The sequence below is a fragment of the Streptomyces sp. NL15-2K genome, from assembly GCF_030551255.1.
In the GTDB taxonomy this organism is placed as follows: domain Bacteria; phylum Actinomycetota; class Actinomycetes; order Streptomycetales; family Streptomycetaceae; genus Streptomyces.
On record NZ_CP130630.1, the window covers coordinates 10,932,812 to 10,959,242 of the forward strand.

Consider the following 26,431-nt stretch of genomic DNA (forward strand, 5'->3'; position numbering starts at 1 on the left):
GACCTTTGTGGAGAAAACGTCACGGAGCCGGTGAGGTGACCTCACCGGCTCCGTGCTGTCTGGTCGCCTTACGGCTGCTTGCGTGCCTTTTCCGACTGCCGGAACGCACCGGGTGACATGCTGACGCGGCGTGTGAAGAACTTGCCGAAGTTGGTGGCCTCGGAGAATCCCAGCTGACGGGCGATCGCGCTGATGGGCAGGTCGGTGTGGGCGAGCAGCCGGCGGGCCTCCAGCGCGACCCGGGCGTCGATCAGGTCCTTGGCGGAGGTGTCGGCGACGGCGCGGCAGGCGCGGGACAGGGCGCGAGGACTGCAGTTCAGCGCGGCGGCATAGTCCTCCACCAGCCGGGTGGAGTGGAAGGAGCGGTCCAGTTCGCGGCGGAAGCGAAGGAAGAGCTCGTCGTTCTTGTCGCTGAGGGCGGGGGCCGCGGTGTCCTTGTGGCGCAGACGGCACATCTGGTCGATGCGCAGGAGAGCCACGGCCAGCAGATGCTTGAGTACTTCCTCGCCCCGACCGTCGTCGGGCCGCTGGAACTCCACGTGCAGCAGGTCGACGACTCTTCGGAACGAGCGCAGTTCATGGTGGGAGAGCTGCCAGTGGGACGCGCGCAGCACATCGTCCAGCATTCCCGTGCGGGCGCTCATCCGCAGGGGAAACGCCTCGGTGAACATGATGATCTCGGCGTCCATGTGGGGCCGGGGGAACGACTGGACCACCTGATTGGGCCGGGTCCACACCAGCGTGCCGGGACGGCACGGGAACGGGCCGGAGTCGACCGAATAACGGCCGGTTCCCTTCGTGACCAGCATGATCTGGTGGAAGTCGAGCCGGTGCGGCGCGGCAAGGAAGTCCCGGGAGACGCGCTCGATCAGTTCCCCCAGGGTCGCCATCGCCAGACCGACGTCCCGCCCACAGGTGGGGCTGTAGGGGACGACGGGGATCGGTAACGATGCGAAATCGACCATGAGCGTTCCGGAACTAACCTTTCAGTTGCCGCTTGATTCTTCAATCATAGAGGTGGCCGCCCGTCACCAGAGTGCTTCTGGTGCATGCACGAGACCCCATGCCCCCCGCATCGAAGGGATCCGACGGGATGACCACTCCGCACTCCGCCGCTCCGGAGCGCTCCGTCGTCGACCGGACGCTCAGCATCCTCGGCGTCTTCGACCGTGAGAGTCCCACGCTGACGCTGAGCGACATCAGCCGGCGCGCAGGGCTGCCCGTCGCCACGGCTCACCGCATCGTCACCAAACTGCACGGCTGGGGAGCCCTGGAACGGTCCGCCGACGGCGGCTACAGCATCGGGCTGCGCCTGTGGCAGACGGCCGTCCTGGCACCGCGCATCGCGCTGACCGAGGCCGCGCAGCCGCACCTGCTCGAACTGCACCGGCAGACGGGGGCCGCGGCGATCCTCGCGATCCGTGACGGTGTCGAGAGCGTCTGCCTGGCCTACGTCCCCCACGACGCGCAACCGGAACCCCGCACCGGCGATCCGGGCAGCCGGCTGCCGTTGCACGTCACCTCGTTGGGCCTGGTCCTGCTCGCCCACGCGAGCGAGCGCGTGCGGGACGAGGTCTGCTCGGGTCCACTGCGTGGCTACACGCCTGCCACGATCACGGACGCCGGCATGCTCAAGCGCGCCCTCGCCAGGATCAGAAGGGAGGGGTGCGCACGCGTCCACGGCACCCTGAACCCCGGAATAGGCGCGGTGGCGTTCCCCGTGCGCGACAGCCGCGGCGCCGTGGTCGCGGCCCTGGGCGTCGCGGCGCCCGGCGAGGTCACCCTGCCGGCGCGGCTGATGCCGCAGGTGCGCGCCGCCGCTGACGCCGTCTCCCGGTGCGTCCGGACGGAGGGATGGCGACTGACGGAGGTCGGCGCGTGACCGGCGGACCGGTGGACGCCGGCTACGCACGGACACGCCCTTACCACCACGGAGAGCTCGGCCGTTCCTTACTGGCGGCCGCCCTCGACGTCATCCGCGCCGACGGCCGTCCGGGCGGAGTCCGCGGAACCTAGCTGTTCCGGGGAAGGTCATCCCGCCCCCACGCCGCTCAGCCCGCCGGGCGGGTGTCTCGCACGCGGCACCGGCCCACCACGTCCGCTCGGCCCCTCGGTCCGGCCGGGACCATCTACCGGGTGGGACCGCCGTCAGCCCGCCGCCGGTACACCGGCACGCAGGCGCGCGCCCTGCCGGAGCAGCTCCTGCTGGACGAGGGCGTGCGGTAGCTCCCGCGGGGCGCGGCCCAGGCGCACGGCCAGGGCCGCGCACGCGCCTGCCGCCTGGCCGGTCGCCATGGCGATGGGCATGACCCGGTAGGAGGAGTGCGCCACGTGCGTGCCCGAGATGCAGCGGCCGGCCACCAGCAGCCGCTCGGTCCCGCGGGGCAGCAGACAGCGCAGCGGGATGTCGTAGAAGCGGCCCGCCGGCACCCGCTTGAGGACGGTGCCGCTGCCGCGCGGGTTGTGGATGTCGACCGGGTAGGCGCCGTGCGCGATCACGTCCGGGAAGGCGCTCGCGGCCAGGATGTCGTGCCCGGTCAGCCGGTAGTCGCCGAGCACGCGACGGGATTCGCGTACGCCGATGTGGCTGCCGCTCTGCACGACGTACGCCTCCTCGAACCCCGGTACGTGCGTGCGCAGGAAGTGGTCGATCTGCGCCAGCTGGCGGCGGGCCGTGTACTCGGCGCGGGTGAGGTCCCAGACGTCCGTGCCGAGCACCCTGGTAACCCGCGTGCTGTTCACGCTGAGTTCACGCGGATGCGGGGTGCCGAAGAACAGCACGTCCTCGCGCGGCAGCTTGAGCTCGCCGTCCGCCGTCGCCTCGCGTACGAGATCCCACAGGCCGTGCACGCCGCGCCACTGGTCGGGGTGCGCCCGCACGTACTCGGCGAACCGCGGCTGGGAGAAGTCCGCGACGCGGAACATCAGCGTCATCGGCTGCACCAGCCCGTCCTCCGGCCGGCCGATCTCGTACGGCGCCCCGCACGCGGCGGCGACATCGCCGTCCCCCGTGCCGTCCACCACCACGTCGGCGTCGATCACCACCGGACCGGACTTGGTCTCGAACACCACCCGCCAGCCGTCGTCGAGCGGCAGCGCGTCGGAGGCGAAGGCATGGCACAGCATCCGTACCCCCGCCTCGTCCAGCAGGTCGAGCAGGACCAGCTTGAAGACCTCCGGGTCGAACGGCACCGTGTAGCCGGTCTCCAGCGAGGGCGGTACGCAGCCACCGCGTTCCGTGAGCCGGTCCAGCAGCCGCCACAGCACGCCGGCGACCACCGGCTCGCCCTCGCCGTGGTCGGTGGGCAGCAGCCGGGTGTCCTCGCCGGACTCGGTGAACGCGGCCTGCCGGTGCTCGTTGTGGAACGACATCAGCGGCATCACCAGGGCGACGGTGGCGTTGCCGCCGAGGAAGCCGTAACGCTCGACGAGGACGACCTCGGCGCCGGCGTCGGCCGCGGCGACCGCCGCGGCGCATCCGGCGGGGCCGCCGCCGACCACGAGGACGTCGGTGCGGCCGCCGTACCGGGCGGCCCGCGGGGGCAGCGTGACTGTACTGGTCTCTCGGGGTTTTTCGAGGATCGGCATCCTTGTTCGTCTCCCGAAGGCTTCGTCTCCAAGCCTCTTCTGTGTGGGCTTCACGCGCTGTGGGCTGCACACGCCCCGGGTCTTACGCGCTGAGCCGGCGGACCTCCGACACGGTGTCCGGGTCGGGGCTGCCTCCGATCTCGTCGAGGAGGGCTCCGCACCGGGCGCAGGTCTCCCCGGCGAGCCCGCACAGCTCGCGCACCCGGGACCGCAGGTCCGCGCGGCGCTGCGGATACTCGTCCCAGAGCCGGTCCACCTCGGCCAGCAGCAGCCCGGCCTGCTCCCGCGCCACCCCCACCAGGGCGGGAGCGCCGATGCGGCGGGCGAAGTCGAAGACCTTGCCGGAGTAGGGCAGCGGCAGGACCGGCAGGCCGGACAGCGCCGCGAAGATCACGAAGTGCAGACGCATGCCGACGGCGAGATCCAGGTGGCGCATGAAACCGAGGAGCTGTCCCGGGCTGTAGGCGCCGTGCAGGATCCGTCCCCGGTCGGGTGCGCTCATGTGGGACAGCACGGCGTGGGCGTGCCGCACGTCGTGGCGTTCCATGGGCAGGAACACCACGTGCGCGTCGAGGCGGCGGACGAGGAAGTCCGCGACGTCGGCGAGCAGCGCGTGGTAGTCGCCCTCGTCCAGCTTCTCGGCCGCCCGGCCCGGCTCCCGCACCGACATGCCCACCAGCCGGCCGTGGGCGGGCACGCCCTCGTTGCGCATCATCCGGTCGGTGAACGGCTCCGGCTCCAGCAGCAGCGCCGGATCGGCGGTGACCGTGATCTCGCGCTCGACCCCGACCTCCTCCAGGACGAGCCGGGATTCCTCGTCCCGGACCACGACGTCGTCCATCTCCGCCAGCACCGTGCGCACTGTCTCCCGGTCCTCCGGCTCCCCCAGCGGGCCGGCGCCGACGGCATAGGCGAAGGTGCGGACGCCGCGTTCCTGCGCGGCGCGCACCAGTCGCAGGTAGCGGCGCGCCTCGCCGTCGTAGAGGATGCCGCCGCCGCCCAGCACGAGCACGTCCAGGGAGGCCAGCGTGTCATGCACCCGGTTGCGGCTGACGCCCTCCCAGTCGACCACCTCGTCGGCCTCGCGGACGTGGGCGCGGGTGTGCGCGGCGTCGCGGCTGAGAACGACCAGCCGGGCCTGCGGGCGCTGGGCGCGCAGACAGCCGAGGACGGAGGTCAGGATCGACTCGTCGCCGATATTGAAGCCGCCGTACGAACCGAGCACGCCGATGCGCGGATGCGGCCCGGCGGGGGGCGGATGCGGTGGGGCAGATGTCATCCGTGAGCTCCCGTCATGTGGGGGTCTCATCCCTCAGTAGACCCTTGTCGAACGATCATTCGCAATTCAGGGCGATACGTCAGGGAAGCGGCGTCCCGCCCCTCGCGTTGACGATCTCCGCGGTGATGAAGGACGCCTCCCCATGGTCCGGGGGCGGGTCCATGGGCCCGGTCCAGCCGGGATGCGGCTGGTCCTGGGCCGGGAACTCGGGGCGCGGGTGGCGTTCGGCGGGGTGCTGTGGTGCGGTCACGGCTCTGCTCCCTCTGCGTCGCGGTCCCACCGTGTGCGCGGCCCACGGGGCGCACGGTTCGTTCGTCGAGCCCCCGGGTACCCGTGGTTCCGGGTACGAGGCTTCGGCGCAGAAGGAAGAAGAAGAGCAGAAGAAAGAAGAAAGAGGCAGAAGAAAGAAGGAGAAGGAAGAAGAGGACGGGGGACGGAGGAACACGAACATGTCTCCCCAGGCACGGACCCGTGAGGCGGCCCCCCAGGAGGACCGCCGCGCTCCCGCCCGCACCGCGCGGCTGCGCAGCCGGATCCCCGAGCCCGACGAGGAGCCCGACCTGCTCGGCCAGTACCTGGCGCAGATCGCGGCCACGCCCCTGCTGACCGCCGAGGACGAGGTCCGCCTCGCCCAGCGCCTGGAGGCCGGCGTGCACGCCCTGACGGAGCTGGAGGAGGCCGACGCCGGCGAGCGGACGCTGTCGCCACGACGCCGCCGCGAGCTGGAGGAGACGGCCCGGGACGGCCTGGCGGCCAAGGACCACATGGTCCGGGCCAACCTGCGGCTCGTGGTCGCGATGGCCAAGCGGCACGCCCATCGCGGACTGCCTCTCCTCGACGTCATCCAGGAGGGCAATCTGGGCCTGATCCGGGCCGTGGAGAAGTTCGACCACACCAAGGGGTTCAAGTTCTCCACGTACGCCACGTGGTGGATCCGGCAGGCCATCGAGCGCGGCCTCGCGGCGCACGCGCGGTCCGTGCGGCTGCCCATGCACGTGGTGGAACGCCTGCAGAAGCTCGCCAAGGTCGAACGGCGCCTGCAACTGACCCTGGACCGCGAGCCCACCGCCGAAGAGGTCGCCGAGGACAGCGGCTTCGCCGTCGAGAAGGTCATCTGGCTGCGTCGCGTCGGACGGCATGCGGTCAGCCTGGACACCCCCGTGGACGACACCGGTGAGACGGTCGTGGGGGACCTCATCCCCGACACGGAGGTGCTCCAGGCCCCGGAGGTCGCCGAATACCGCGCGCTCGCCGAGGAGTTGAGGCAGGCCGTCGGCACCCTGCCACCCCGCGAGGCCATGATCCTCAGCCTCCGCTACGGCCTGCACGACGGCCGTTCGCGCACCCTCCAGGAGGTGGCGCAGCAGGTCGGTCTGACCCGGGAGCGGGTACGCCAGCTGGAGAAGGAGTCCCTCACCCGGCTCCGGGCGTCCGGGATCGGGGAGCGTCTGGTGGAGTGGGCGAGCTGACACCTCGGTGGGATGGTAGAAGCAGGCATATGACCAACTCGCTCATCACCCTGGCAGGTGCCCGATGACCGCCGGCATCGACACCCCGGACAGCCGCGGCCGCACCGGACTCGACCGCACCGGCCTGGACCTGACACGAAACCCCCGGGTCAAGGTCCGGGACGTGGAACTCCTGTCCAGCCACTGGTACGTCGAGCGCGCCACCACCTTCGACCTCCAGCACGCCGACGGCACCTGGAGCACCCAGCAGCGCGAGACCCACGACCGCGGCAACGGGGCCACCATGCTGCTGTACGACGCCGAACGCGAAACCGTGCTGCTCACCCGCCAGTTCCGCTTCCCGGTGTACGTCAACGGACACCCCGACGGGATGCTGATCGAGACACCGGGCGGCGTGCTCGACGACGAGGACGAGCACCCGGAGATCGCGGTACGGCGCGAGGTCGTCGAGGAGACCGGGCACACCATCGGCGAGGTCCGGCACGTCTTCGACGTCTACATGAGCCCAGGCTCGGTCACCGAACGCGTCAGCTTCTACGCCGCCGCCTACGGCCCCTCGACCCACACCCACGAAGGGGGCGGCCTGGACGAGGAGGGCGAGGACATCGAGATCCTCGAACTGCCCTTCCGCCGCGCCCTGGAGATGATCCGCACCGGGGAGATCGCCGACGCGAAGACCATCATGCTGCTGCAATGGGCGGCCCTGGAGGGGCCGTTCGCCCGCGGGACGTGAAGTCCCTTGACTTGAAGTGCACTTCAGCATGAAGACTCCCGTGCGTGCCCCGAGCGTGGGCACGCATGGAAGGAGCATCATGAAGTACCGCACGATCGGCAGTGACCCGAACAACCGCCGCGAGGTGAGCGTGCTCGCCCTCGGCGCGATGCTGTTCGGCTCCCGGACGGACGAGGAGACCTCCTTCGCCGTACTCGACCGGTACGTCGAGGCCGGCGGGAACTTCATCGACACGTCCGACAACTACGCCTTCTGGATCGACGGCGGCCAGGGCGGGCAGAGCGAGGAACTCCTCGGACGCTGGCGCAGGAGCCGCGGCATCCGCGACGAGATCGTCATCGCCACCAAGCTCGGCGCCCGCCCCCTCGCCCCCGGCACCAGCTACGTCGACAACCCGGAGGGCCTGTCCGCGAAGGTGATCCGCGAGTCCGCCGAACGCAGCCGGATGGGGGTACCGCCCGCGCGAGCGTAGCCGAGCGTGGGGGAGGCTCGGGGTCGACAAGCTGGACCTGCTGTACGCGCACATCGAGGACCACACCGTCCCCCTGCGCGAGACCGTCGAGGGCTTCGCCGAACTCGTCGCCGAGGGCACCGTCGGTCTGCTCGGCGTCAGCAACCACGCCGTCTGGCGGGTGGAGCGGGCCCGCGCCCTCGCGTCCGCCGCGGGGCTGCCGGGCTATGAGGTACTCCAGTACCAGCACAGCTACCTGCGGCCACGTATCGACGTGCCGAGCGACCTCTTCCCGGACGGCAGCCTCGGCCACGCCGGCCCCGATCTCCTCGGCTACCTGCGCGAAGAGCCCACCCTGACCCTGGTCGCCTACTCACCCCTGCTGACCGGCGCCTACGTACGCGACGACAAGCCGCTCCCACCGGACTACGACCACCCGGGCACCCCGCCCCGCCTCGCGGCCCTGCGCGAGGTGGCGCGCGAGACCGGCGCGACCGTCAACCAGGTCGTCCTGGCCTGGCAGATCGGCGGCGAACTGCCGGTCGTCCCGCTGGCCGGAGCCTCGTCGGTGGCGCAACTGGAGGAGAACCTGGCGGCGGTGGACCTGGAGCTGACCGCGGAGCAGCGGGCCCGGCTCGACGGGGCACACTGAACGCGCCGGTCGTACACCGCCGCAGTACGCTCCAGACGGAACCGAAGGAGAGTGGATCCATGACCACTTTGCCCACCGGGCGATCCGTCCGGAGCACGCCCGAAGGCCTGCTGTGGGAGCCCAGCGAACGCTGGGTGCGCGGGTACAAGGGCGAGGTCGCCGTCGTCGACAGCCGGCACCCCGTCCTCGTCTGGGAGCCGGACCTGCCCGTCCCGCAGTACGCCTTCCCGAGCGGCGAGGTCCGCACGGACCTCCTCCGCCCGGCCAAGAACCCCCCGACCGGCACCCACACCGGATCGCAGATCTTCCACGACCTCGAAGTGGACGGGGAGCTGCGGGAGAACGCGGCCTGGACGTTCCCCGCCGCCGACCTGGCCGACCACATCGCCTTCGAGTGGTTCCGGCGCCGGGACACCGGCCTCGACCGCTGGTACGAGGAGGAGGAAGAGATCTTCATCCACCCGCGCGACCCGCACAAACGGGTCGACGCGCTGCCCAGCAGCCGCCACGTGAGGGTCGAGGTCGCCGGCACGGTCGTCGCGGACACCCGCCGGCCGGTGCTGCTCTTCGAGACCGGCCTGCCGACGCGGTACTACATCCCCCGCGAGGACGTCCGCCTCGACCTGTTCGAGTCCACCGACCACCGCACGGGCTGCCCCTACAAGGGCAGGGCCCAGTACTGGAACTGGCGGGGCGGGGCGGACGTACCCCGGAACATCGTCTGGAGCTACCCGGACCCGCTGGCCCCGGTGGCCGCCGTGAAGGGGCTGCTGGCCTTCTACAACGAGGCCGTGGACATCATCGTGGACGGCGTACGCGTGGAGCGGCCGGTCACGCCGTTCACCGCGAGCCTCAAGGCCTGACCAGCAGCTGGAAGTCGAAGGTGTAGCGGGCCGCGCGGTAGATGTGCGTCCCGTACTCCACCGGCCGTCCCGTGTCGTCGTACGCCGTGCGCTGCATGGTCAGCAGCGCCGCACCCGCCGGCTCGTCGAGGAGGTCCGCCTCCTCGGTGGCGGCGCCGCGGGCGCCGATGGTCTGGCGGGCGCTGTGCAGGGTGATGCCGGCGGAGCGCAGCATCCGGTACAGGCCGGTCGACTCCAGTCGCGCGGTGTCGAGGTCGAGCAGGGTCGCGGGCAGGTGGTTGCAGAGGAAGGCCACGGGCTGGCCGTGCGTGGAGCGCAGCCGCTCCAGGACCGTGACCTCGCTGCCCTCCGCGACCCCGAGGGCGGCCGCGACGTCGGCGGTCGCCGGGACGACCTCGTTGCGCACGACCCGGGTGGCCGGTCCCTGCCCGGCCGCCTCCAGGTCGTCGTACAGACTGCTGAGCTCCAGCGGGCGCTTGACCTGACTGTGCACCACCTGCGTGCCGACGCCGCGACGCCGGACCAGGAGCCCCTTGTCGACCAGGGACTGGATGGCCTGGCGGACCGTCGGCCGGGACAGCCCGAGACGTACGGACAGGTCGATCTCGTTGCCCAGGAGGTTGCCGGGGGCGAGCACACCGTGCTCGATCGCCGCCTCCAGCTGCTGGGCGAGCTGGTAGTACAGCGGCACCGGGCTGGCGCGGTCCAGGGCGAAGTCCAGAGAGCTGAGCGCGGGGGCGGTCACGGAACGCGAGTGGTTGCCGGTCTTCGCCATGGACGTACCTCCCTCAATGGGTCGGGGGCGGGCTGCGGACGTGGGGGCGTCACAGGTGGCGGCGCCGGGTGGCGGCCTCGCGTTCGTACGTCTCCCGGGCGCTCGACGCGGCCTCGCGTGAGGCCACCTCGGCCACCGGCACGTCCCACCAGGCTTCGGCCGGGGGAGCGGTCGGCGTCGGATCGGTCTCGACGTACACACAGGTCGGCCGGTCCGAGGCACGGGCCGCGGCCAGCGCCTCGCGCAGCTCCCGCACGGTCTTGGCACGCAGCACGTCCATGCCGAGGCTGGCCGCGTTGGCGGCGAGGTCGACCGGGAGCGGGGCGCCGGTGAACGTGCCGTCGGCGGCCCGGTGGCGGTAGGCGGTGCCGAAGCGCTCGCCGCCGACCGTCTCGGACAGACCGCCGATGGAGGCGTAGCCGTGGTTCTGGATCAGGACCATGTTGACCGGCAGGCCCTCCTGGACGGCCGTGACGATCTCCGTCGGCATCATCAGGTACGTGCCGTCGCCGACCAGCGCCCACACGGGCGTGCCGGGCGCGGCCTGCTGGACGCCGATCGCGGCCGGGATCTCGTAGCCCATGCAGGAGTAGCCGTACTCCAGGTGGTACTGGCGCGGACCGCGGGCCCGCCACAGCTTGTGCAGGTCGCCGGGGAGCGAGCCGGCCGCGTTGATCACCACGTCGTCCTCACCCACGACCGCGTCCAGCGCGCCGAGCAGCTGGGTCTGGGTCGGGACGGCGCTGTCGTCGTCCGCGCGGTAGACGGTCTCGACGACCTGCTCCCAGCGCTCCTTGCCGGCGCGGTACTCGGACGCGTACGCGGGGTCCACACGGTGGCCTTCGAGGGCCGTGGCGAGGGCCTCAAGGCCCGCCCTGGCGTCGCAGACCAAGGTGCGGGCCGCCAGCTTGTGGGCGTCGAAGGCGGTGACGTTGAGGTTCAGGAAGCGGACGTCCGGGTTCTGGAAGAGGGTGCCGGAGGCGGTCGTGAAGTCGGTGTACCGCGTCCCGACCCCGATGATCAGGTCCGCGCCCCGGGCGAGGTCGTCGCTCGCCGCCGTGCCGGTGTGGCCGATGCCGCCGAGGTCGGCCGGGTGGTCGTGGCGCAGCGAACCCTTGCCCGCCTGGGTGGCGGCGACCGGGATGCCGGTGGCGTCCACCAGCGCCTTCAGGGCCTGCTCGGCCTCGCTGTGGTGCACTCCGCCGCCCGCGACGATCAGCGGGCGTGCGGCGGCCCGGATCACGCGGACGGCCTCGGCCAGCTCCACCGGGTCGGGCGCGGGACGCCGTACGCGCCACACCCGCTCGGCGAAGAACTCCTCGGGCCAGTCGAAGGCCTCCGCCTGCACGTCCTGCGGCAGCGCGAGGGTGACGGCGCCGGTCTCGGCGGGGTCGGCGAGGACGCGCATGGCGTTCAGCGCGGACGGGATGAGCGCCTCGGGGCGGGTGACACGGTCGAAGTATCTGGACACCGGGCGCAGGGTGTCGTTGACCGACACATCGGCCTCGGTCGGGTGCTCCAGCTGCTGGAGCAGCGGGTCGGCGGGTCGGGTGGCGAAGTAGTCGCCGGGCAGCAGGAGGACCGGCAGCCGGTTGATCGTCGCGAGGGCCGCGCCGGTGACCAGGTTGGTGGCACCCGGGCCGATCGAGGTGGTGACCGCCTGCGCGGACAGGCGGTTGAGCTGGCGGGCGTACCCCACCGCCGCGTGCACCATCGCCTGCTCGTTGCGGCCCTGGTGGTACGGCATCGTGGCGTCCTCCCCGATGCCTGCCTCGATGAGCGCCTGGCCGACGCCCGCCACGTTGCCGTGGCCGAAGATGCCCCAGGTGCCGGCGATCAGCCGGTGCCGTACGCCGTCCCGCTCGGTGTACTGGGCGGACAGGAACCGCACCAGTGCCTGGGCGACGGTCAGGCGGATGGTGGTCGGGTGGCTCATCGGGGACCTCACTGGGAAGGGGCGGTGTAGAGGGGCAGACGGGGGTCGACGGGCTGCTCGGGCCAGGTGTCGCGGATCCACGCGTGATCGGGATGGTCGCAGATCAGCCAGGCCCGCTCGGGCTCCGGACCCGCCATGACGTTCAGGTAGTACATGTGGTGGCCGGGCGCGGCCATGGAGGGCCCGTGCCAGCCGTCGGGGATCAGCACGACGTCGCCGCCGTGCACCTCGGCCAGGACGTCGGTACCCCGGCCCTGTCCGGACGGGGAGACGCGCTGATAGCCGAAACCGTTCGGGCCGTCGATCTCGAAGTAGTAGATCTCCTCGAGGACGGACTCCTCGCCGGGGCGGTGCTCGTCGTGCTTGTGCGGCGGGAAGGACGACCAGTTGCCGGCCGGGGTGAGCACCTCGACCGCGATGAGCTTGTCGCACTCGAACGATCCCGCGGCACCGAAGTTGTTGACCTGCCGGGAGCAGTTCCCGGTCCCGCGCAGTTCCACCGGCACCGACGAAGCCGGTCCGTAGCGGGCCGGCAGCCGGCGGGTGCAGCGGGCGCCGGTCAGCGCGAAGCGTCCGCCCTCGGGGGCCAGGACGGTCGTACGGGCGTCGCGCGGCGCGTACGCGAAGTCGCTGACGGCGCCGAACACGCTGTCGCGGCCGATCAGTTCGAAGGCCGAGTGGCCGAAGTCGTCGGTGCTCGCCACCGTGCAGCCGCCGGTGAGCGGGAGGACGATCCACTCGCTGTCGCCGGTGTCGAAGGTGTGCGAGCCGCCCGGCGGCAGTTCCAGGATCCGCAGGCTGGAGTGGCCCCAGCCGGCCTTCTCGGGCGTGACGTCCACGACGTACGGGCCGCCGAGCGCCTTTCCCGCGGGAAGGTGATACGTCATCGTGTGCCTCCGTGTCACAACAGGCTTACGGCGGTGTCCACGGCCGTGGCCACATCGCCCTCGGCCGGGTAGAGCAGCGACCGGCCGACCACCAGACCTCGCACGGTGGGCAGCCCGAGGGTCTTGCGCCAGCGCTCGTACGCCGCCTGCTGGTCGTCGCCGACCTCGCCGCCGAGCAGCACGGCGGGCAGCGTCGAGGCCGACAGCACCTCGGCCATGTCGTCGGGGTCCTCGGTGACCGGGAGCTTCAGCCACGTGTGGGCGGAGGTGCCGCCCAGACCCGAGGCGATGGCGATGGAACGGGTGACGGCCTCGGCGGACAGGTCGTTGCGGACCGTACCGTCGATCCGGCGGGAGATGAACGGCTCGACGAACAGGGGGAGTCGGCGTGCGGCCATGTCGTCGACGGCGCGGGCGGTGGCCTCCAGGGTGGCCAGCGAACCCGGGTCGTCGTAGTCGATGCGCAGCAGTAGCTTGCCCGCGTCGAAGCGGAGCCGGACGAGGTCCTCGGCGCGGTGGCCGGTGAAGCGGTCGTCCATCTCGAACGCGGCGCCCGCCAGGCCGCCGCGGTTCATCGATCCCATGACAACCTTGTCATCCAGCGCTCCGAGCAGCAGCAGGTCCTCCAGGATGTCGGCGGTGGCGAGCACCCCGTCGACACCGGGCCGGGACAGCGCGACGCACAGACGTTCCAGCAGGTCCGCGCGGTCGGCCATGGCGAGCCGCCGGCCGCCGACGCCCAGGGCGCCGCGCGCCGGATGGTCGGCGGCCACGATCATCAGTCGGCCGCTGTCGCCGATCAGCGGGCGGCGCACCCGGCGCGCGGCGGCCTCGGCGATCGCCTCCGGATGCCGGGCCCGGACCCTGGTGAGGTCGGGGATGCTGATGCTCAAGACAAACTCCGTTCAGGCAGTCGTGCTCGGCGCCGGGGCGCTCGGCTCCGCGGCCCGCGTTTGCGGGGCGCCCGCGAGGAGGTCCTCCACCTCGGACCCGGTCGGCATCGCGGAGGAGCAGGCGAGACGCGAGGCGACGAGGGCACCGGCAGCGTTCGCGTACCGCACCGTCCGGTCCAACTCCCAGCCGGAGAGCAGGCCGTGGCACAGCGCTCCGCCGAACGCGTCGCCCGCGCCGAGGCCGTTCACCACCTCGACCGGCACCGGCGGTACTTCGGCGGCGGTGCCGTCGCGGCGCACGGCGAGTACCCCCTTCGGCCCCTGCTTCACCACGGCCAGTTCCACACCCGCCGCCAGCAGCGCCTCGGCGCAGGCGCGCGGTTCGCGGACGCCGGTGGCGACCTCGCACTCGTCGAGGTTGCCGACCGCCACGGTCGTGTGGCGCAGGGCCTCGGCGTAGTAGGGCCGGGCCTCCTCGGGGTCCTTCCAGGCCGCGTTGCTCCACAGCGCCGGGCGCCAGTCGAGATCGAAGACCGTGATGCCCGACTTGTCGCGTGCCTTGAGGGCGGCGAGTGTGGCGGACCGGCTCGGCTCCTCGCTCAGACCGGTGCCGGTGATCCAGAAGATCCGGGCCGCGCGGATGGCGAAGTAGTCCAGCTCGTCGGTGTGTATCTCCAGGTCGGGCGCTTTGGGGCGGCGGTAGAAGTACAGCGGGAAGTCGTCCGGAGGGAAGATCTCGCAGAACGTCACCGGGGTCGGGTAGGCGTCCACTGGTGTCACCCAGCGGTTGTCGACGCCGAACTCCGTGAGGGTTTCGTGCAGGTAGGCGCCGAAGGGGTCGGCGCCGGTACGGGTGATGACGGCCGTGGAGCGGCCGAGCCGGGCGGCGGCGACCGCCACGTTCGCGGCCGAGCCCCCGAGAAACTTCCCGAAGGACTCCACGCGCGCCAAGGGCACGTCGGACTGCAGCGGGTAGAGATCAACTCCGATCCGGCCCATACTGATCAAGTCGAAGTGCTGGACTGACTCGGCCATGCGCGACGCTCCTCGATCCGGGCTGGGTGCGGGCCCCAGGGCCTGCCGCCTCCCAGGTGTAGGGCGCGGAGGGCGACCGTGTCAATAGTTTGTACTTACATTCGGACCTGCTTGTGAAATGATGTCTTAACAAAGTATTGACAGCGGGCGCGGCAAGGGATTGGATCCCGTCCCAACGCACAACAGTCGCGTTTGCGGCACAAGACCCGGCCCGCTTAAGCTCCCGGGCCCCCGGATCCCCGTGATCCCCGCCCCCTTTCCCGACGATTTCACGTCGCACAGTGAGGTGCAGGAACAGAATGGACCGCTCTTCTCGCTTCCACTCCCGCGGAGTCGCCCCGGTTGTGGCTCTGGCCGCGGCAGCGGCCCTGACCCTCGCAGGCTGCTCCAGCAGCTCCGGCGGCAAGAAATCCGAGGAGGGGGAAGCGGGAGCCTCCGCAGGCAAGGCCACCACCCCCCGGATGACCGTCGCCCTGGTCACTCACCAGTCGCCCGGTGACACCTTCTGGGACATCGTTCGCAAGGGCGCGGAGGCCGCCGCCGCCAAGGACAACATCAAGCTCATCTACTCCGCCGACCCGAACGCGGGCAACCAGGCCAACCTGGTGCAGAACGCGATCGACCAGAAGGTCGACGGCATCGCGATCACGCTGGCCAAGCCGGACGCCCTGAAGGGCGTCGTGGCCAAGGCGAAGTCCGCGAACATACCCGTGGTCGGCCTCAACTCCGGTGTGAGCGACTGGCAGAAGCTCGGCCTCATGGAGTTCTTCGGGCAGGACGAGACCGTGGCGGGCGAGGCCCTGGGCAAGCGGCTGAACGAGTCCGGCGCCAAGAACGCCGTCTGTGTCATCCAGGAGCAGGGCAACATCGGCCTCACCCAGCGCTGCGACGGCGTGAAGAAGACCTTCTCGGGCAAGCTGCAGACGCTCTTCGTCGACGGCAAGGACATGCCGTCCGTGAAGTCGACGATCACCGCCAAGCTCAGCCAGGACAAGTCCATCGACTACGTCGTCACCCTCGGCGCCCCCTTCGCGCTGACGGCGGTGCAGTCGCTGTCCGACGCCGGCAGCAAGGCCAAGGTCGCGACCTTCGACCTCAACAAGGACCTGACCAGCGCCATCGAGCAGGGCACGATCCAGTTCGCCGTCGACCAGCAGCCCTACCTCCAGGGCTACCTGGCGATCGACTCCCTCTGGCTGTACAAGAACAACGGCAACTACAGCGGCGGTGGTGAGCAGCCGGTGCTGACCGGCCCGGCCTTCGTCGACAAGTCCAATGTCGACGCGGTGGCCAAGTTCGCCGCGAAGGGCACTCGGTGATGAGTATGACCCAGCAGGCTGCGCCGGCGGTTGACACGCCGCCGGCTCCCGAACCGAAGGAAACCGACGGCCGCACCTCACAACGCTCCCTGGCGCTGAGGTTGCTCGCCCGGCCCGAGGTGGGTGTCTTCCTCGGTGCCGTCGCGGTGTACATCTTCTTCCTGATCTCGGCGCCGCCGGTACGTGACGGCAGCTCGATGGCCAACATCCTCTACCAGTCGTCGACGCTCGGGATCGTGACCATTCCCGTGGCGCTGCTGATGATCGGCGGGGAGTTCGACCTGTCCGCCGGTGTCGGGGTGATCACCTCGGCGCTCACCGCGAGCATGATCAGCTATCAGCTGACCATGAACGTGTGGATCGGTGTGCTCGTCGCGCTGATCGTGTCGCTGGCGGTCGGTTTCCTCAACGGGTGGCTGGTCGTGAAAACCGGGCTGCCGAGCTTCCTGATCACCCTGGGTATGTTCCTGACCTTGCAGGGCGTGAACCTGGCCGTGACCAAGCTGGTCACGGGCAACGTGGCCACCGACGACATCAGCGACATGGACGGCTTCGCCCAGGCGCAGAACATCTTCGCCTCGTCGTTCGACATCGGCGGTGTCCAGGTGAAGATCACGGTCTTCTACTGGCTGGTCTTCGCCGCCCTGGCGACCTGGGTGCTGCTGCGCACCAAGTACGGCAACTGGATCTTCGCCGTCGGCGGCAACAAGGACAGCGCCCGCGCCGTCGGTGTGCCGGTGGCCTTCACCAAGATCTCCCTGTTCATGCTGGTCGGCGTCGGCGCCTGGTTCGTCGGCATGCACCAGCTGTTCTCCTTCAACACCGTGCAGTCCGGCGAAGGCGTCGGTATCGAGCTGATCTACATCTCGGCGGCGGTGATCGGCGGCTGTCTGCTGACCGGCGGCGCCGGCTCGGCGATCGGCCCGGTCTTCGGCGCGTTCATGTTCGGCCTGGTGCAGCAGGGCATCGTCTACGCCGGCTGGAACCCGGACTGGTTCAAGGCCTTCCTCGGCGTGATGCTCCTCGGCGCCGTCCTCATCAATCAATGGGTCCGGCGCACGGCGACCCGGAGGTGACTGGAATGACAAGCAAGGAAACCGGCACCCATGGCGCCGTCCTCGCGGACGACGCACCCGTGGCCGACAAGGATGCGGCGATCGTCGAGCTGCGTGGAACGGGCAAGTCGTACGGCAACATCCGTGCCCTGCACGGTGTGGACCTGAAGGTCTTCGCCAATCAGGTCAGCTGCGTGCTCGGCGACAACGGCGCCGGCAAGTCGACCCTGATCAAGATCATCTCGGGGTTGCACCAGCACACCGAGGGCGACTTCCTCGTCGACGGCGAACCGGTGCGTTTCTCCACCCCGCGTGAGGCCCTCGACAAGGGCATCGCCACCGTCTACCAGGACCTGGCGGTCGTGCCGCTGATGCCGGTGTGGCGCAACTTCTTCCTCGGCTCGGAGAAGACCAAGGGCCCCTGGCCGGTGCGCCGCCTGGACATCGACTGGATGAAGAAGACCGCGGACGAAGAGCTGCGCAACATGGGCATCGTCCTCGATGACATGGAGCAGCCGATCGGCACCCTGTCGGGCGGCCAGCGCCAGTGTGTGGCGATCGCCCGCGCGGTGTACTTCGGCGCCCGGGTGCTGATCCTGGACGAGCCGACCGCCGCCCTGGGCGTGAAGCAGTCGGGCGTGGTGCTGAAGTACATCGCCGCCGCCCGCGAGCGCGGTCTCGGGGTCATCTTCATCACCCACAACCCCCACCACGCCTACATGGTCGGCGACCACTTCAGCGTGCTGCGCCTGGGCACGATGGAGCTGTCCGCCGCCCGTGACCAGATCACGCTGGAGGAGCTGACCAACCACATGGCCGGCGGCACCGAACTCGCCGCCCTCAAGCACGAGCTGGCACAGGTCCGGGGCGTGGACGTCGAGGAACTCCCCGAAGCGGAAGACCTCACCGTGCCCGCGGCGAGCACCGGCGAAGGGAAGTCCTGAGATGACCCCTGCGCTGGACCGCATCCGGGTCGGGTCGGCTCCCGACTCGTGGGGCGTCTGGTTCCCCGACGACCCGCGGCAGGTGCCCTGGGAACGCTTCCTGGACGAGGTCACCGAGGCCGGCTACCCCTGGATCGAGCTGGGCCCGTACGGCTACCTGCCGACGGACCCGGCCCGGCTCACCGACGAGGTGACCAGGCGGAACCTGAAGGTCTCCGCGGGCACGGTCTTCACCGGCCTGCACCGCGGCCCCTCGGTCTGGGAGTCCACCTGGGAGCACGTCAGCCAGGTCGCCGCGCTCACCCAGGCCATGGGCGCGCGGCACCTGGTGGTGATCCCCTCCTTCTGGCGGGACGACAAGACCGCCGAGATCCTGGAGCCGCCGGAGCTCACCGGCGAGCAGTGGGCCCACCTGACCAAGGGCATGGAGCGGCTCGGGCACGAGGTGAAGGAGGCGTACGGCCTCGACATCGTCGTGCACCCGCACGCCGACACCCACATCGACACCGAGGACCACGTCGAGCGCTTCCTCGACTCGACCGACTCCGACCTGGTCAACCTGTGCCTGGACACCGGGCACTACGCCTACTGCGGCGGGGACAGCGTCAAGCTCATCGAGACGTACGGCGAACGCATCGGCTATCTGCACCTCAAGCAGGTCGACCCGGAGATCCTCGCCGACGTCGTCAAGAACGAGGTGCCGTTCGGCCCCGCCGTGCAGCGCGGAGTGATGTGCGAACCGCCGTCCGGCGTACCGGAACTGGAGCCGGTGCTGGTCGCGGCCCAGAAGCTCGGTGTGGACCTGTTCGCGATCGTCGAGCAGGACATGTACCCCTGCGAGCCGGACAAGCCGCTGCCGATCGCGGTGCGCACCCGCAAGTTCCTGAGGTCCTGCGGCGCCTGACGACCCGAAAGGACGGACGGCCATGACTGAGCGCGCCACCCTGGGAGTCGCAGTCATCGGTACCGGAAGAATGGGCGCCGACCACGTGCGCCGTATCCATCAGGTCACCAGCGGAGCCCGGGTGGCCGCCGTCGTGGACGTCGACGCGGAACGCGCCAAACAGGTCGCGGCCCGCGTCGACGGCTGCACCGCCTACACCGACCCGGCCGCCGCGATGGCGGCGGCCGACGTCGACGCCCTCCTGGTCGCTTCCCCGGGCCCGGCCCACGAGGCCACCCTGCTGGCGGCCTTCGAGCACGACCTGCCGGTGCTGTGCGAGAAGCCGCTCACCCCCGACGCGGCCTCCGCGCTGCGGGTGCTGGAGGCCGAGCGGAAGCTGGGCCGGCGGCGCGTGCAGGTCGGCTTCATGCGGCGCTACGACGCCGAGTACGTCAAGCTCAAGTCCCTCCTGGAGACAGGCCAGTTGGGCAGGCCGCTGATGGTGCACAACCGGCACCGCAACGTGGCCAGCCCGCCCTTCTTCACCAGCGACATGCTCATCAGCGACTCCGTGGCGCACGAGACGGACGTGACCCGATGGCTGCTCGGCCAGGAGATCACGGCCGTCACCGTGCTGCGCCCGAGAGCGTCCGCGAACGCGCCGGACGCCTTGCAGGACCCGCAGTTCGTCATCTTCGAGACGGACGGCGGCGCGGTCGTCGACGTGGAGATCTTCGTCAACTGCGGCTTCGGCTACCAGGTCCAGGCCGAGGTGGTCTGCGAACGCGGCACCGCCCGCATCGGCGACGGCCACGCCCTGGTCACCAACATGGCCGGCCGCTGGGGCGGCACCATCGCCCAGGACTTCACCGAGCGCTTCGCCGACGCCTACGACCGCGAGGTCCAGGCCTGGGTCGACGCCACCCGCGCCGGCGAGGTCACCGGCCCGAGCGTGTGGGACGGCTACGCCGCGGCGGCCGTGTGCGAGGCGGGAGTGCGGGCGCTGGAGGACGGCGGGCGGGTGGCGGTGGAGCTGGTCGACAAGCCCGCACTGTATGGAGCTTGACGGACATCAGTCAGGCGACAGTGCCGAGGGCCGGGGGATGGCACCCGGCCCTCTCTTCATGCCCGCCCGTCAGCCCGCGAGTGTCGTGCGCGGTCGCGGCTCGAACCCGGCCGCGCGGTAGCTGTCGTCGATCAGCGACATCGTCGCCAGCGCGTCGTCCGCGTCCAGCGGCAGCGGGCTGCCTCCGCGCACCCGGTCCGCGAACGCCTCCAACTGGTAGGTGTACGACGACCGCGTACCGAGCCGCTCCGTCCGCTCACCCTGCTCCTCCGTACGCACCACGACCCGGTCGTCCAGCTGCGGCAGCACGAAGTTCGGCGCGCTCGCCTCACCCCGGGAGCCGATGATCCGGCAGCTCATCTCCAGTTCGCCGTACGCCATGTGACAGCGCGCGGAACCGGTTGCCCCGTCCGGGAACGCCAGCTCGGCGTCCAGCCATTCGTCGAGCCCCGGCGCCCCCGCCCGCTCCCCGCCCCGCGCGGAGACGAGCCGCGGTGCGCCGCCCGCCCACGGCGCGAGCATCCGCACCGCGTGCAAGCTGTAGCAGCCGAGATCCATCAGGGCGCCGCCGGCCAGCGGCAGCGACCAGCGCGGGTCGGAGTCCTCAGGCGCGGGAATCGCCACCAGGGCCTCCATCCGCCGCAACTCCCCGAGTTCGCCCGAGGCCGCAATCTCGTGCAGGCGCCGGGTGACGGGGTGGAAGAGGTAGTGGAAGCCCTCCATGAAGACGGTGCCCGCCTTCGCGGCCGCCTCCCGCACCTCGGCGGCCTCCTCGGCGTTGCTCGCCGACGGCTTCTCCGACAGGACGTGCTTGCCCGCCGCGAGCGCGGCGAGGTTCCACGGCCCGTGCAGGCCGTTGGCGAGCGGGTTGTAGACGGCCTCGACCTCGGGATCGGCGAGCAGATCGGCGTAACTGGCGGCCACCCGCTCCACGCCGTGCGCCGCCGCGAAGGCCTCGGCGCGGGACCGGTCGCGGGCGGCCACCGCGACGAGGCGATGGCCGCCCGCCCGGGCCGGGTCCACGAGGGCGCGTTCGGTGATGCGTGCCGCGCCCAGTATTCCTATGCGCAGCGGTTCCCGGTCCGGTTCGCTCATGCCTGCCGTACCTCCTGGATCGTCACGGGGCGGTGCTCCTGAAGCGACAGTGTGCACGCGTCCGCGATCCAGCCCGCCTCCAGGGCGTCCTCGATCGTGCACGGGGAGGGCCGGGTGCCGGCCACGACCTCGGTGAACGCGGTGAGTTCGGCGCGGTAGGCCTCGGTGAAGCGGTCCATGAAGAAGTCGTGCGGGGTGCCCGCCGGGAAGGTCACCCCGGGCTCCACGGAGCGCAGCGGCAGCTTGTCCTCCAGACCGACGGCGATGGAGTCCGTGAAGCCGTGGATCTCCATACGGACGTCGTAACCCCGGGCGTTGTGGCGGGAGTTGGAGATCACCGCGATGGTGCCGTCGTCGAGGGTGAGGAGCGCGCCGGTGGTGTCGGCGTCGCCCGCCTCCTTGATGTACTCCGCGCCGCGGTTGCCGCCGACGGCGTACACCTCGGTCACCTCGCGGCCGGTCACCCAGCGGATGATGTCGAAGTCGTGCACCGAGCAGTCCCGGAAGATGCCCCCGGACGCGGCGATGTACGCGGCCGGCGGCGGCGCCGGGTCCAGCGTGGTCGACCGTACGGTGTGCAGCTTGCCCAGCTCACCGCTCCGCACGGCGGCCCGGGCGGCGACGAAACCGGCGTCGAAGCGGCGGTTGTAGCCGATCTGGATCGGCACGCCCCTGCCCTCGACGGCCTTGAGCACCTCCACACCCTCGGTCATGGTCTTGGCGACGGGCTTCTCACAGAAGACGGGGATGCCCGCCTCGACCCCGGCAAGGATCAGCCCGGGGTGGGCGTCCGTCGCCGCCGCGACCACGATGCCGTCCACCCCGGCGGCCAGCAGGGCCTCGGGCGAGTCCACGACCTCGCCGCCGAACCGCTCCGCGGCGGTCTTGGCGGCGTCCGCGAACGGGTCGGTGAGCACGAGCGACTCGACCGCGTCGAGTCCGGAGAGGGTCTCGGCGTGGAAGGCGCCGATGCGGCCGAGGCCGAGGATTCCGATACGCATGAGCTCCGCTGCTTTCCTGTGTGTGGTTGCTGTCCGTTGCTGGGGCTGCGCCCCAGACCCCGATCGCCCTTCGGGCTCGTCCTCAAGCGCCGGACGGGCTTGTATTGCTGAGCTCAGTCCAACCCGCCCAGGACGTTCTGGTCCCAGTCGATCACCGAACCGGTGACCACGCCGGACCGGTCCGACAGCAGAAAGACGACGAAGTCGGCGATCTCGTCCGGCTGGCCCAGCTTGCCCATCGGCAGCCGGGCGGCCGCCTGCTCACGCCAGTCGTCCCCCGCGCCGTGGAAGGCCTTCTGCGTCGCGTCCTCGCCCTCGGTCGCGGTCCAGCCGATGTTCAGGCCGTTGATGCGGACCCGGTCGAAGCGGTGCGCGTGCGCCGCGTTGCGGGTCAGGCCGACGAGCCCGGCCTTGGCGGCGACGTACGGGGCCAGGAACGACTGCCCGCCGTGCGCCGAGGACGTGATGATGTTGACGACCGTGCCCGGCTCCTTCCGCGCCACCATGTCCGCGACGGCGGCCTGCATGGCGAAGAACGGCGCCTTGAGGTTGATCGCGATGTGCTGGTCGAACAGCTCGGGCGTGGTGTCGAGCAGCGTGCCCCGGGAGGTGAGGCCCGCCGAGTTGACCAGGCAGTCGATCCGGCCGTAGGCGTCGACCACCTCGGCCACGGAGGCCTTGGCCTGCTCGGCGTCCGCCAGGTCGGCCTGAACGAACATCGCCTTGCCGCCGGACGCGGCCAGCTCGGCCACGAGCGCCTCGCCCGGCTCCGGGCGCCGCCCGGTGACGGCGACCCGCGCCCCCTCGCGGACCGCGGCCCGGGCGATCGCCGCGCCCACACCCTGGCTGCCGCCGTTGACGAGGACGACCTTGTCGTCGAGAAGTCCCATGAGTTGCAAGCCCTTTCAGCTCTCGCGCCGTACGGTGGCGGCCCGCAGTTCGTCCCGCAGAGCCCGCGGGGTCCAGTCCTCGTGCAGCGCCCGCCGTACGACGTCCGCCTGTGAGGGCGGGGCCAGGCCGTCCACCGGCGGGTCACTGTCGAGGTTGGTGGGGAACGGGTAGCCCTCGGCGCTCGCGGCGATCACATGCTCCAGCCACTCCTCGCCGACGCCCTCGGCCCGGCGCCTGCGCAGCACCGGGAAGACCGCGTTCGCCACCGCCTCCCGGTCCACCGTCTCCATGGCTCGCCCGAACGCCGAGGACACCTGGAGCAGATTGGCGACGCGCCGCACGTCCAGCGTGCGGTTGGTGCCGGCCGCGTGGAACACAGCCGGGTTGAAGAAGACGGCATCACCCTTCGCCAGCGGGAGCTGGACGTGGTGCGCCTTGAAGTACGCCTGGAACTCCGGCAGCCGCCAGGCCAGGTAGCCGGGCTCGTACGTCTGTGAGTACGGCAGGTAGAGCGTCGGGCCCGACTCGACGGGCATGTCGCAGTGCGCCACCGCGCCCTGGAGCGTGAGCACGGGGGAGAGGCGGTGCACGTGCGCCGGATAGGCGGCCGCCGCCTCGTTGGAGAGGAACCCCAGGTGGTAGTCGCGGTGCGCGGTCTGCGCGGCGCCGCCCGGGTTGACCACGTTGACCTGCGAGGTCACCTGGTAGCCGGGCCCCAGCCAGGCGGCCGAGACCAGAGCCAGTACATCGCTCGCGTAGTAGTCGGCGAACACCTCGGGGTCGTAGAGGGCCGCCTTCTCCAGCGCGTTCCACACCCGGTCGTTCGCGCCCGGGGTGGCGAAGTGGTCACCGGCGTCCGCGCCCGAGGCACGCTGCTCGCCCATCAGGGCCTCGAAGACGCCGGTGAGCCGGTCGACCGCCGCTTCCGGGAAGGCGCCCCGGAAGACCGCGATGCCGGGTCCGTCGGTGAGCGCGCGGACCAGTTCGGCCCGCACGTCACGGCCCGCTCCGGCCGCGCGGAGCCGCTCGCTGTCGTAGACGAGGATGTTGCTCTCGACCGTCGAGGCGTGCGGGTAGGCGGTGATGTCCGTCGTGCGCTCGACGAGCGAGCGGAGGACGCCGAGGTCGCAGTCCTGCTCGGTCAGCCAGGCACGGTGCTGGGCGGCGGTGAGGGACATCCTCGTCCTCTTTCGGTCACGGGGAGCGACACGCTCTCGGTCACAGGGAGCGACGCGCTTGCGGTCACGGGGAGCGACACGGCTCTGCCATTCTTGTCAGCACAAACCCCTCGAACAACCAGCAGCGAGCCATCAAAAACCCCTCAAGGAGCCTGCTGTGGGCCATCCCTACCCGATCCGGGAGATCGCACGTCAGGCGGGCCTGAGCGAGGCCACCGTCGACCGGGTCCTCAACGGCCGGGGCGGGGTGCGCGAGAGCACCGCCCGGGAGGTCCACCAGGCCATCGCCGACCTGGACCGGCAGCGCACCCAGGTCCGGCTGGTCGGCCGCACCTTCATGATCGACATCGTGATGCAGACGCCGGAACGGTTCTCCACCGCCGTCCGCGCCGCCCTGGAGGCCGAACTTCCGGCCCTGCACCCGGCCGTCGTGCGCTCGCGCTTCCACTTCCGGGAGACCGGTCCGGTCCAGGAGCTGACCAGGACGCTGGACCGGATAGCCCGGCGCGGCTCGCAGGGCGTGGTCCTCAAGGCCCCGGACGTCCCCGAGGTCACGGCCGCCGTCGACCGGCTCGCCGAGGCGGGCATCCCCGTGGTGACCCTGGTGACCGACCTGCCCTCCACCGCACGGCTCGCCTACGTCGGCATCGACAACCGGGCGGCGGGCGCGACCGCCGCGTACCTCATGGGCCAGTGGCTGGGCGAACGCCCCGGCAATGTGCTCACCAGCCTCAGCAGCGGCTTCTTCCGCAACGAGGAGGAGCGCGAGATGGGCTTCCGCAGCGCCATGCGCGCCCGGCACCCCGATCGCACGCTCGTCGAGATCGCCGAGGGCCAGGGCCTGGACGCCACCCAGTACGACCTCGTCCGGGCCGCGCTGAAGCGTGACCCGGACATCCGCGCGGTCTACTCGATCGGCGGCGGCAACATCGCCACCCTGCGCGCCTTCGAGGACGCCGGGCGGGAGTGCGCGGTCTTCGTCGCCCACGACCTCGACCACGACAACACCCGGCTGCTGCGCGAGCACCGCCTGTCCGCCGTGCTCCACCACGACCTGCGCCAGGACATGCGCGAGGCCTGCCACATCGTGATGCGCGCCCACGGCGCCCTGCCGCCCGCGGGACCCACGCTGCCCTCCGCGATCCAGGTCGTGACGCCCTACAACATGCCTACGCCCTTGTGACACCGCATGCCTACGCCTCTGAGACCTCGACCCAGGCGCCGCTCTCGGTGGACCGCACCATCGCCTCCAGTACGGCGGCACTGTGCACGGCGTCCGCGAGGGTGGCCCCCTGGGGCTCGCCCTCGGCGATCGAGCGCAGGAAGCGGTATGCCTCGACGACCTTCAGGTCGTCGTAGCCCATGGCGTTCGCCGCGCCCGGCTGGAAGGCCCCGAACTCGCCGTCGCCAGGACCGACGTACACCGTGCTGACCGGCTGGTCCTGGTACGTCGTGCCCCGGCTGACGCGCAGCTCGTTCATCCGGCGGAAGTCCCAGAACACCGCCCCCTTGGTGCCGTGCACCTCGAAGCCGTAGTTGTTCTGCTCGCCCACCGAGACCCGGCAGGCCTCCAGGACGCCGCGCGCGCCGGAGGCGAAGCGCAGCAGACAGTTGACGTAGTCCTCGTTCTCGACGGGGCCGAGTTCGCCGCCAAAGGCGCGGCTGTGGCCGGCCGTGGCGCCGGTGGGGCGGGCCCGCTCCGGCAGGAAGATCGCGGTGTCGGCGGTCAGGGACGCGATGTCGCCGAGCAGGTACCGGGCCAGGTCCGCGCCGTGCGAGGCGAGGTCGCCCAGCACGCCGCTGCCGCCGCGCTCCCGCTCGTACCGCCAGGTCAGGGCGCCCTCAGGATGCGCCGCGTAGTCGCTGAACAGCCGGATCCGGACGTGCGTGACCGCGCCCAGGTCGCCGGAGGCGATCAGCTCGCGGGCCGTCTCGACGGCGGGCGCGTTGCGGTAGTTGAAGCCGACGGCGCTCTGGACGCCGGCCTTGGCGACCGCGTCGGCGACCGCCCGGGCGTCCGCCAGGGTCAGCCCGACCGGCTTCTCGATCCAGATGTGCTTGCCGGCCTCGGCCATCGCGACGCCGATCTCGCGGTGCAGGAAGTTCGGAGCGGTGATGCTGACCGCCCGCACGCGTGGGTCGGCCGCCACCTCGCGCCAGTCGCGGGTCGTCGAGGCGAAGCCGAACTGCGCGGCGGCCTCCTCGGCCCGTCCGGGCACCTCCTCGGCGACGGTGACGAGCTTCGGCCGCAGCGGGAGCTTCGGATAGTGGTGCGGGACCCGGGCGTACGCCTGGGTGTGCACCCGCCCCATCCAGCCGAAACCGACGACGGCGACACCCAGCGCATCCACCATGAGCTCCCTTGGACCGGTCCATTCCTTGTCCAAGCCACCCTGAGCGGCATCATGCCAGGTGTCAACCCTTTGACAGGCCCGCGG

The 26,431-nt window shown here is 71.1% G+C and carries 23 protein-coding genes and 3 pseudogenes; 12 read left to right on the forward strand and 14 right to left on the reverse strand.

Annotation, left to right across the window (positions count from 1 at the left end; genetic code table 11):
* Positions 1 to 68: 68 nt before the first annotated feature.
* Positions 69 to 965 carry an AraC family transcriptional regulator gene (locus tag Q4V64_RS47785; RefSeq protein ID WP_124437517.1) on the reverse strand — a complete coding sequence of 299 codons (897 nt, stop codon included), beginning with the start codon at positions 963 to 965 and terminating at the stop codon, positions 69 to 71.
* Positions 966 to 1,093: 128 nt separating this feature from the next.
* Between Q4V64_RS47785 and Q4V64_RS47790 the strand changes: the two genes are divergently transcribed.
* Both Q4V64_RS47790 and Q4V64_RS55800 read left to right on the forward strand, forming a co-directional pair.
* Positions 1,094 to 1,882: an IclR family transcriptional regulator gene (locus tag Q4V64_RS47790; protein ID WP_124437516.1), complete on the forward strand. Its 789-nt coding sequence runs from the start codon at positions 1,094 to 1,096 to the stop codon at positions 1,880 to 1,882.
* Positions 1,855 to 2,120 (forward strand): annotated as a pseudogene (locus Q4V64_RS55800) (hypothetical protein); the annotation flags it as partial. The gene Q4V64_RS47790 and the pseudogene Q4V64_RS55800, both read left to right, overlap by 28 nt.
* 28 nt (positions 2,121 to 2,148) lie before the next feature.
* Here Q4V64_RS55800 and Q4V64_RS47800 read toward each other — a convergent pair.
* The 3 genes and pseudogenes from Q4V64_RS47800 to Q4V64_RS47810 form a co-directional block, all read right to left on the reverse strand.
* Positions 2,149 to 3,588 (reverse strand): FAD-dependent oxidoreductase, encoded by a 1,440-nt coding sequence (locus tag Q4V64_RS47800; RefSeq protein ID WP_124437515.1) that lies wholly within the window; start codon positions 3,586 to 3,588, stop codon positions 2,149 to 2,151.
* Positions 3,589 to 3,670: 82 nt separating this feature from the next.
* Entirely contained in the window at positions 3,671 to 4,867 is a 1,197-nt protein-coding gene (locus Q4V64_RS47805) for a polysaccharide pyruvyl transferase family protein (protein WP_124437514.1), read from the reverse strand.
* A gap of 127 nt (positions 4,868 to 4,994) precedes the next feature.
* Positions 4,995 to 5,117: pseudogene (locus Q4V64_RS47810) on the reverse strand (NAD(P)-dependent dehydrogenase); the annotation flags it as partial.
* 199 nt (positions 5,118 to 5,316) lie between these two features.
* Here Q4V64_RS47810 and Q4V64_RS47815 point away from each other — a divergent pair.
* From Q4V64_RS47815 to Q4V64_RS47835, 4 genes and pseudogenes are all read left to right on the forward strand, one after another.
* A complete protein-coding gene (locus tag Q4V64_RS47815; protein ID WP_124437513.1) occupies positions 5,317 to 6,336 on the forward strand; it encodes a sigma-70 family RNA polymerase sigma factor in 1,020 nt (339 codons plus the stop codon).
* A 64-nt stretch (positions 6,337 to 6,400) separates the two neighbouring features.
* Entirely contained in the window at positions 6,401 to 7,069 is a 669-nt protein-coding gene (locus Q4V64_RS47820) for an NUDIX domain-containing protein (protein ID WP_124437512.1), read from the forward strand.
* Between the two features lie 79 nt (positions 7,070 to 7,148).
* Positions 7,149 to 8,172 (forward strand): annotated as a pseudogene (locus Q4V64_RS55805) (aldo/keto reductase).
* Between the two features lie 59 nt (positions 8,173 to 8,231).
* On the forward strand, positions 8,232 to 9,035 hold the full coding sequence (locus tag Q4V64_RS47835; protein WP_124437511.1) for a DUF427 domain-containing protein: 804 nt from the start codon (positions 8,232 to 8,234) through the stop codon (positions 9,033 to 9,035).
* On the opposite strand, the gene Q4V64_RS47840 is transcribed toward Q4V64_RS47835, so the two are convergent.
* The 5 genes from Q4V64_RS47840 to iolC are packed head-to-tail and all read right to left on the reverse strand — an operon-like array spanning position 9,025 to position 14,561.
* Positions 9,025 to 9,810 (reverse strand): GntR family transcriptional regulator, encoded by a 786-nt coding sequence (locus tag Q4V64_RS47840; protein WP_124437510.1) that lies wholly within the window; start codon positions 9,808 to 9,810, stop codon positions 9,025 to 9,027. The genes Q4V64_RS47835 and Q4V64_RS47840 overlap by 11 nt on opposite strands.
* Before the next feature lie 49 nt (positions 9,811 to 9,859).
* Positions 9,860 to 11,746, reverse strand: a complete 1,887-nt coding sequence (iolD, locus tag Q4V64_RS47845; RefSeq protein ID WP_124437509.1) for a 3D-(3,5/4)-trihydroxycyclohexane-1,2-dione acylhydrolase (decyclizing) — start codon at positions 11,744 to 11,746, stop codon at positions 9,860 to 9,862.
* An 8-nt stretch (positions 11,747 to 11,754) separates the two neighbouring features.
* Positions 11,755 to 12,633 carry a 5-deoxy-glucuronate isomerase gene (iolB, locus tag Q4V64_RS47850; protein ID WP_124437508.1) on the reverse strand — a complete coding sequence of 293 codons (879 nt, stop codon included), beginning with the start codon at positions 12,631 to 12,633 and terminating at the stop codon, positions 11,755 to 11,757.
* Positions 12,634 to 12,647: 14 nt separating this feature from the next.
* The gene (locus Q4V64_RS47855; RefSeq protein WP_124437507.1) at positions 12,648 to 13,526 is read right to left on the reverse strand and encodes a deoxyribose-phosphate aldolase; all 879 of its coding nucleotides are present in this window, start codon (positions 13,524 to 13,526) and stop codon (positions 12,648 to 12,650) included.
* Between the two features lie 12 nt (positions 13,527 to 13,538).
* The gene (gene iolC / locus Q4V64_RS47860; RefSeq protein ID WP_124437506.1) at positions 13,539 to 14,561 is read right to left on the reverse strand and encodes a 5-dehydro-2-deoxygluconokinase; all 1,023 of its coding nucleotides are present in this window, start codon (positions 14,559 to 14,561) and stop codon (positions 13,539 to 13,541) included.
* A gap of 299 nt (positions 14,562 to 14,860) precedes the next feature.
* Here iolC and Q4V64_RS47865 point away from each other — a divergent pair, with 299 nt between their 5' ends.
* Genes Q4V64_RS47865 through Q4V64_RS47885 form a run of 5 tightly spaced genes read left to right on the forward strand, consistent with a single transcriptional unit; the run spans position 14,861 to position 19,828 of the window.
* Complete coding sequence (locus Q4V64_RS47865; protein WP_124437505.1) at positions 14,861 to 15,880, forward strand: sugar ABC transporter substrate-binding protein; 1,020 nt, start codon at positions 14,861 to 14,863, stop codon at positions 15,878 to 15,880.
* Complete coding sequence (locus Q4V64_RS47870; protein WP_124437504.1) at positions 15,880 to 16,956, forward strand: ABC transporter permease; 1,077 nt, start codon at positions 15,880 to 15,882, stop codon at positions 16,954 to 16,956. Before Q4V64_RS47865 ends, Q4V64_RS47870 begins: the two co-directional genes overlap by 1 nt.
* Before the next feature lie 5 nt (positions 16,957 to 16,961).
* Positions 16,962 to 17,879 carry an ATP-binding cassette domain-containing protein gene (locus Q4V64_RS47875; protein ID WP_124437503.1) on the forward strand — a complete coding sequence of 306 codons (918 nt, stop codon included), beginning with the start codon at positions 16,962 to 16,964 and terminating at the stop codon, positions 17,877 to 17,879.
* 1 nt (position 17,880) lies between these two features.
* Positions 17,881 to 18,783 (forward strand): sugar phosphate isomerase/epimerase, encoded by a 903-nt coding sequence (locus Q4V64_RS47880; protein ID WP_124437502.1) that lies wholly within the window; start codon positions 17,881 to 17,883, stop codon positions 18,781 to 18,783.
* 22 nt (positions 18,784 to 18,805) lie between these two features.
* Positions 18,806 to 19,828: a Gfo/Idh/MocA family oxidoreductase gene (locus Q4V64_RS47885; protein ID WP_124437501.1), complete on the forward strand. Its 1,023-nt coding sequence runs from the start codon at positions 18,806 to 18,808 to the stop codon at positions 19,826 to 19,828.
* Between the two features lie 69 nt (positions 19,829 to 19,897).
* Here the strand turns inward: Q4V64_RS47885 and Q4V64_RS47890 are convergent, their stop codons facing one another.
* The 4 genes from Q4V64_RS47890 to Q4V64_RS47905 form a co-directional block, all read right to left on the reverse strand.
* The gene (locus tag Q4V64_RS47890) at positions 19,898 to 20,923 is read right to left on the reverse strand and encodes a Gfo/Idh/MocA family oxidoreductase (RefSeq protein WP_124437500.1); all 1,026 of its coding nucleotides are present in this window, start codon (positions 20,921 to 20,923) and stop codon (positions 19,898 to 19,900) included.
* On the reverse strand, positions 20,920 to 21,924 hold the full coding sequence (locus Q4V64_RS47895; protein ID WP_124437499.1) for a Gfo/Idh/MocA family oxidoreductase: 1,005 nt from the start codon (positions 21,922 to 21,924) through the stop codon (positions 20,920 to 20,922). The genes Q4V64_RS47890 and Q4V64_RS47895 overlap by 4 nt, the downstream gene beginning before the upstream one ends.
* 113 nt (positions 21,925 to 22,037) lie before the next feature.
* Entirely contained in the window at positions 22,038 to 22,814 is a 777-nt protein-coding gene (locus Q4V64_RS47900) for an SDR family oxidoreductase (RefSeq protein ID WP_124437498.1), read from the reverse strand.
* A 15-nt stretch (positions 22,815 to 22,829) separates the two neighbouring features.
* The gene (locus tag Q4V64_RS47905; protein ID WP_124437497.1) at positions 22,830 to 23,993 is read right to left on the reverse strand and encodes a phytanoyl-CoA dioxygenase family protein; all 1,164 of its coding nucleotides are present in this window, start codon (positions 23,991 to 23,993) and stop codon (positions 22,830 to 22,832) included.
* A gap of 157 nt (positions 23,994 to 24,150) precedes the next feature.
* On the opposite strand from Q4V64_RS47905, the gene Q4V64_RS47910 reads away from it, so the two are divergent.
* Positions 24,151 to 25,176, forward strand: a complete 1,026-nt coding sequence (locus tag Q4V64_RS47910) for a LacI family DNA-binding transcriptional regulator (protein ID WP_124437496.1) — start codon at positions 24,151 to 24,153, stop codon at positions 25,174 to 25,176.
* 10 nt (positions 25,177 to 25,186) lie between these two features.
* Here the strand turns inward: Q4V64_RS47910 and Q4V64_RS47915 are convergent, their stop codons facing one another.
* On the reverse strand, positions 25,187 to 26,347 hold the full coding sequence (locus Q4V64_RS47915) for a Gfo/Idh/MocA family oxidoreductase (protein ID WP_124437495.1): 1,161 nt from the start codon (positions 26,345 to 26,347) through the stop codon (positions 25,187 to 25,189).
* Positions 26,348 to 26,431: the final 84 nt, after the last annotated feature.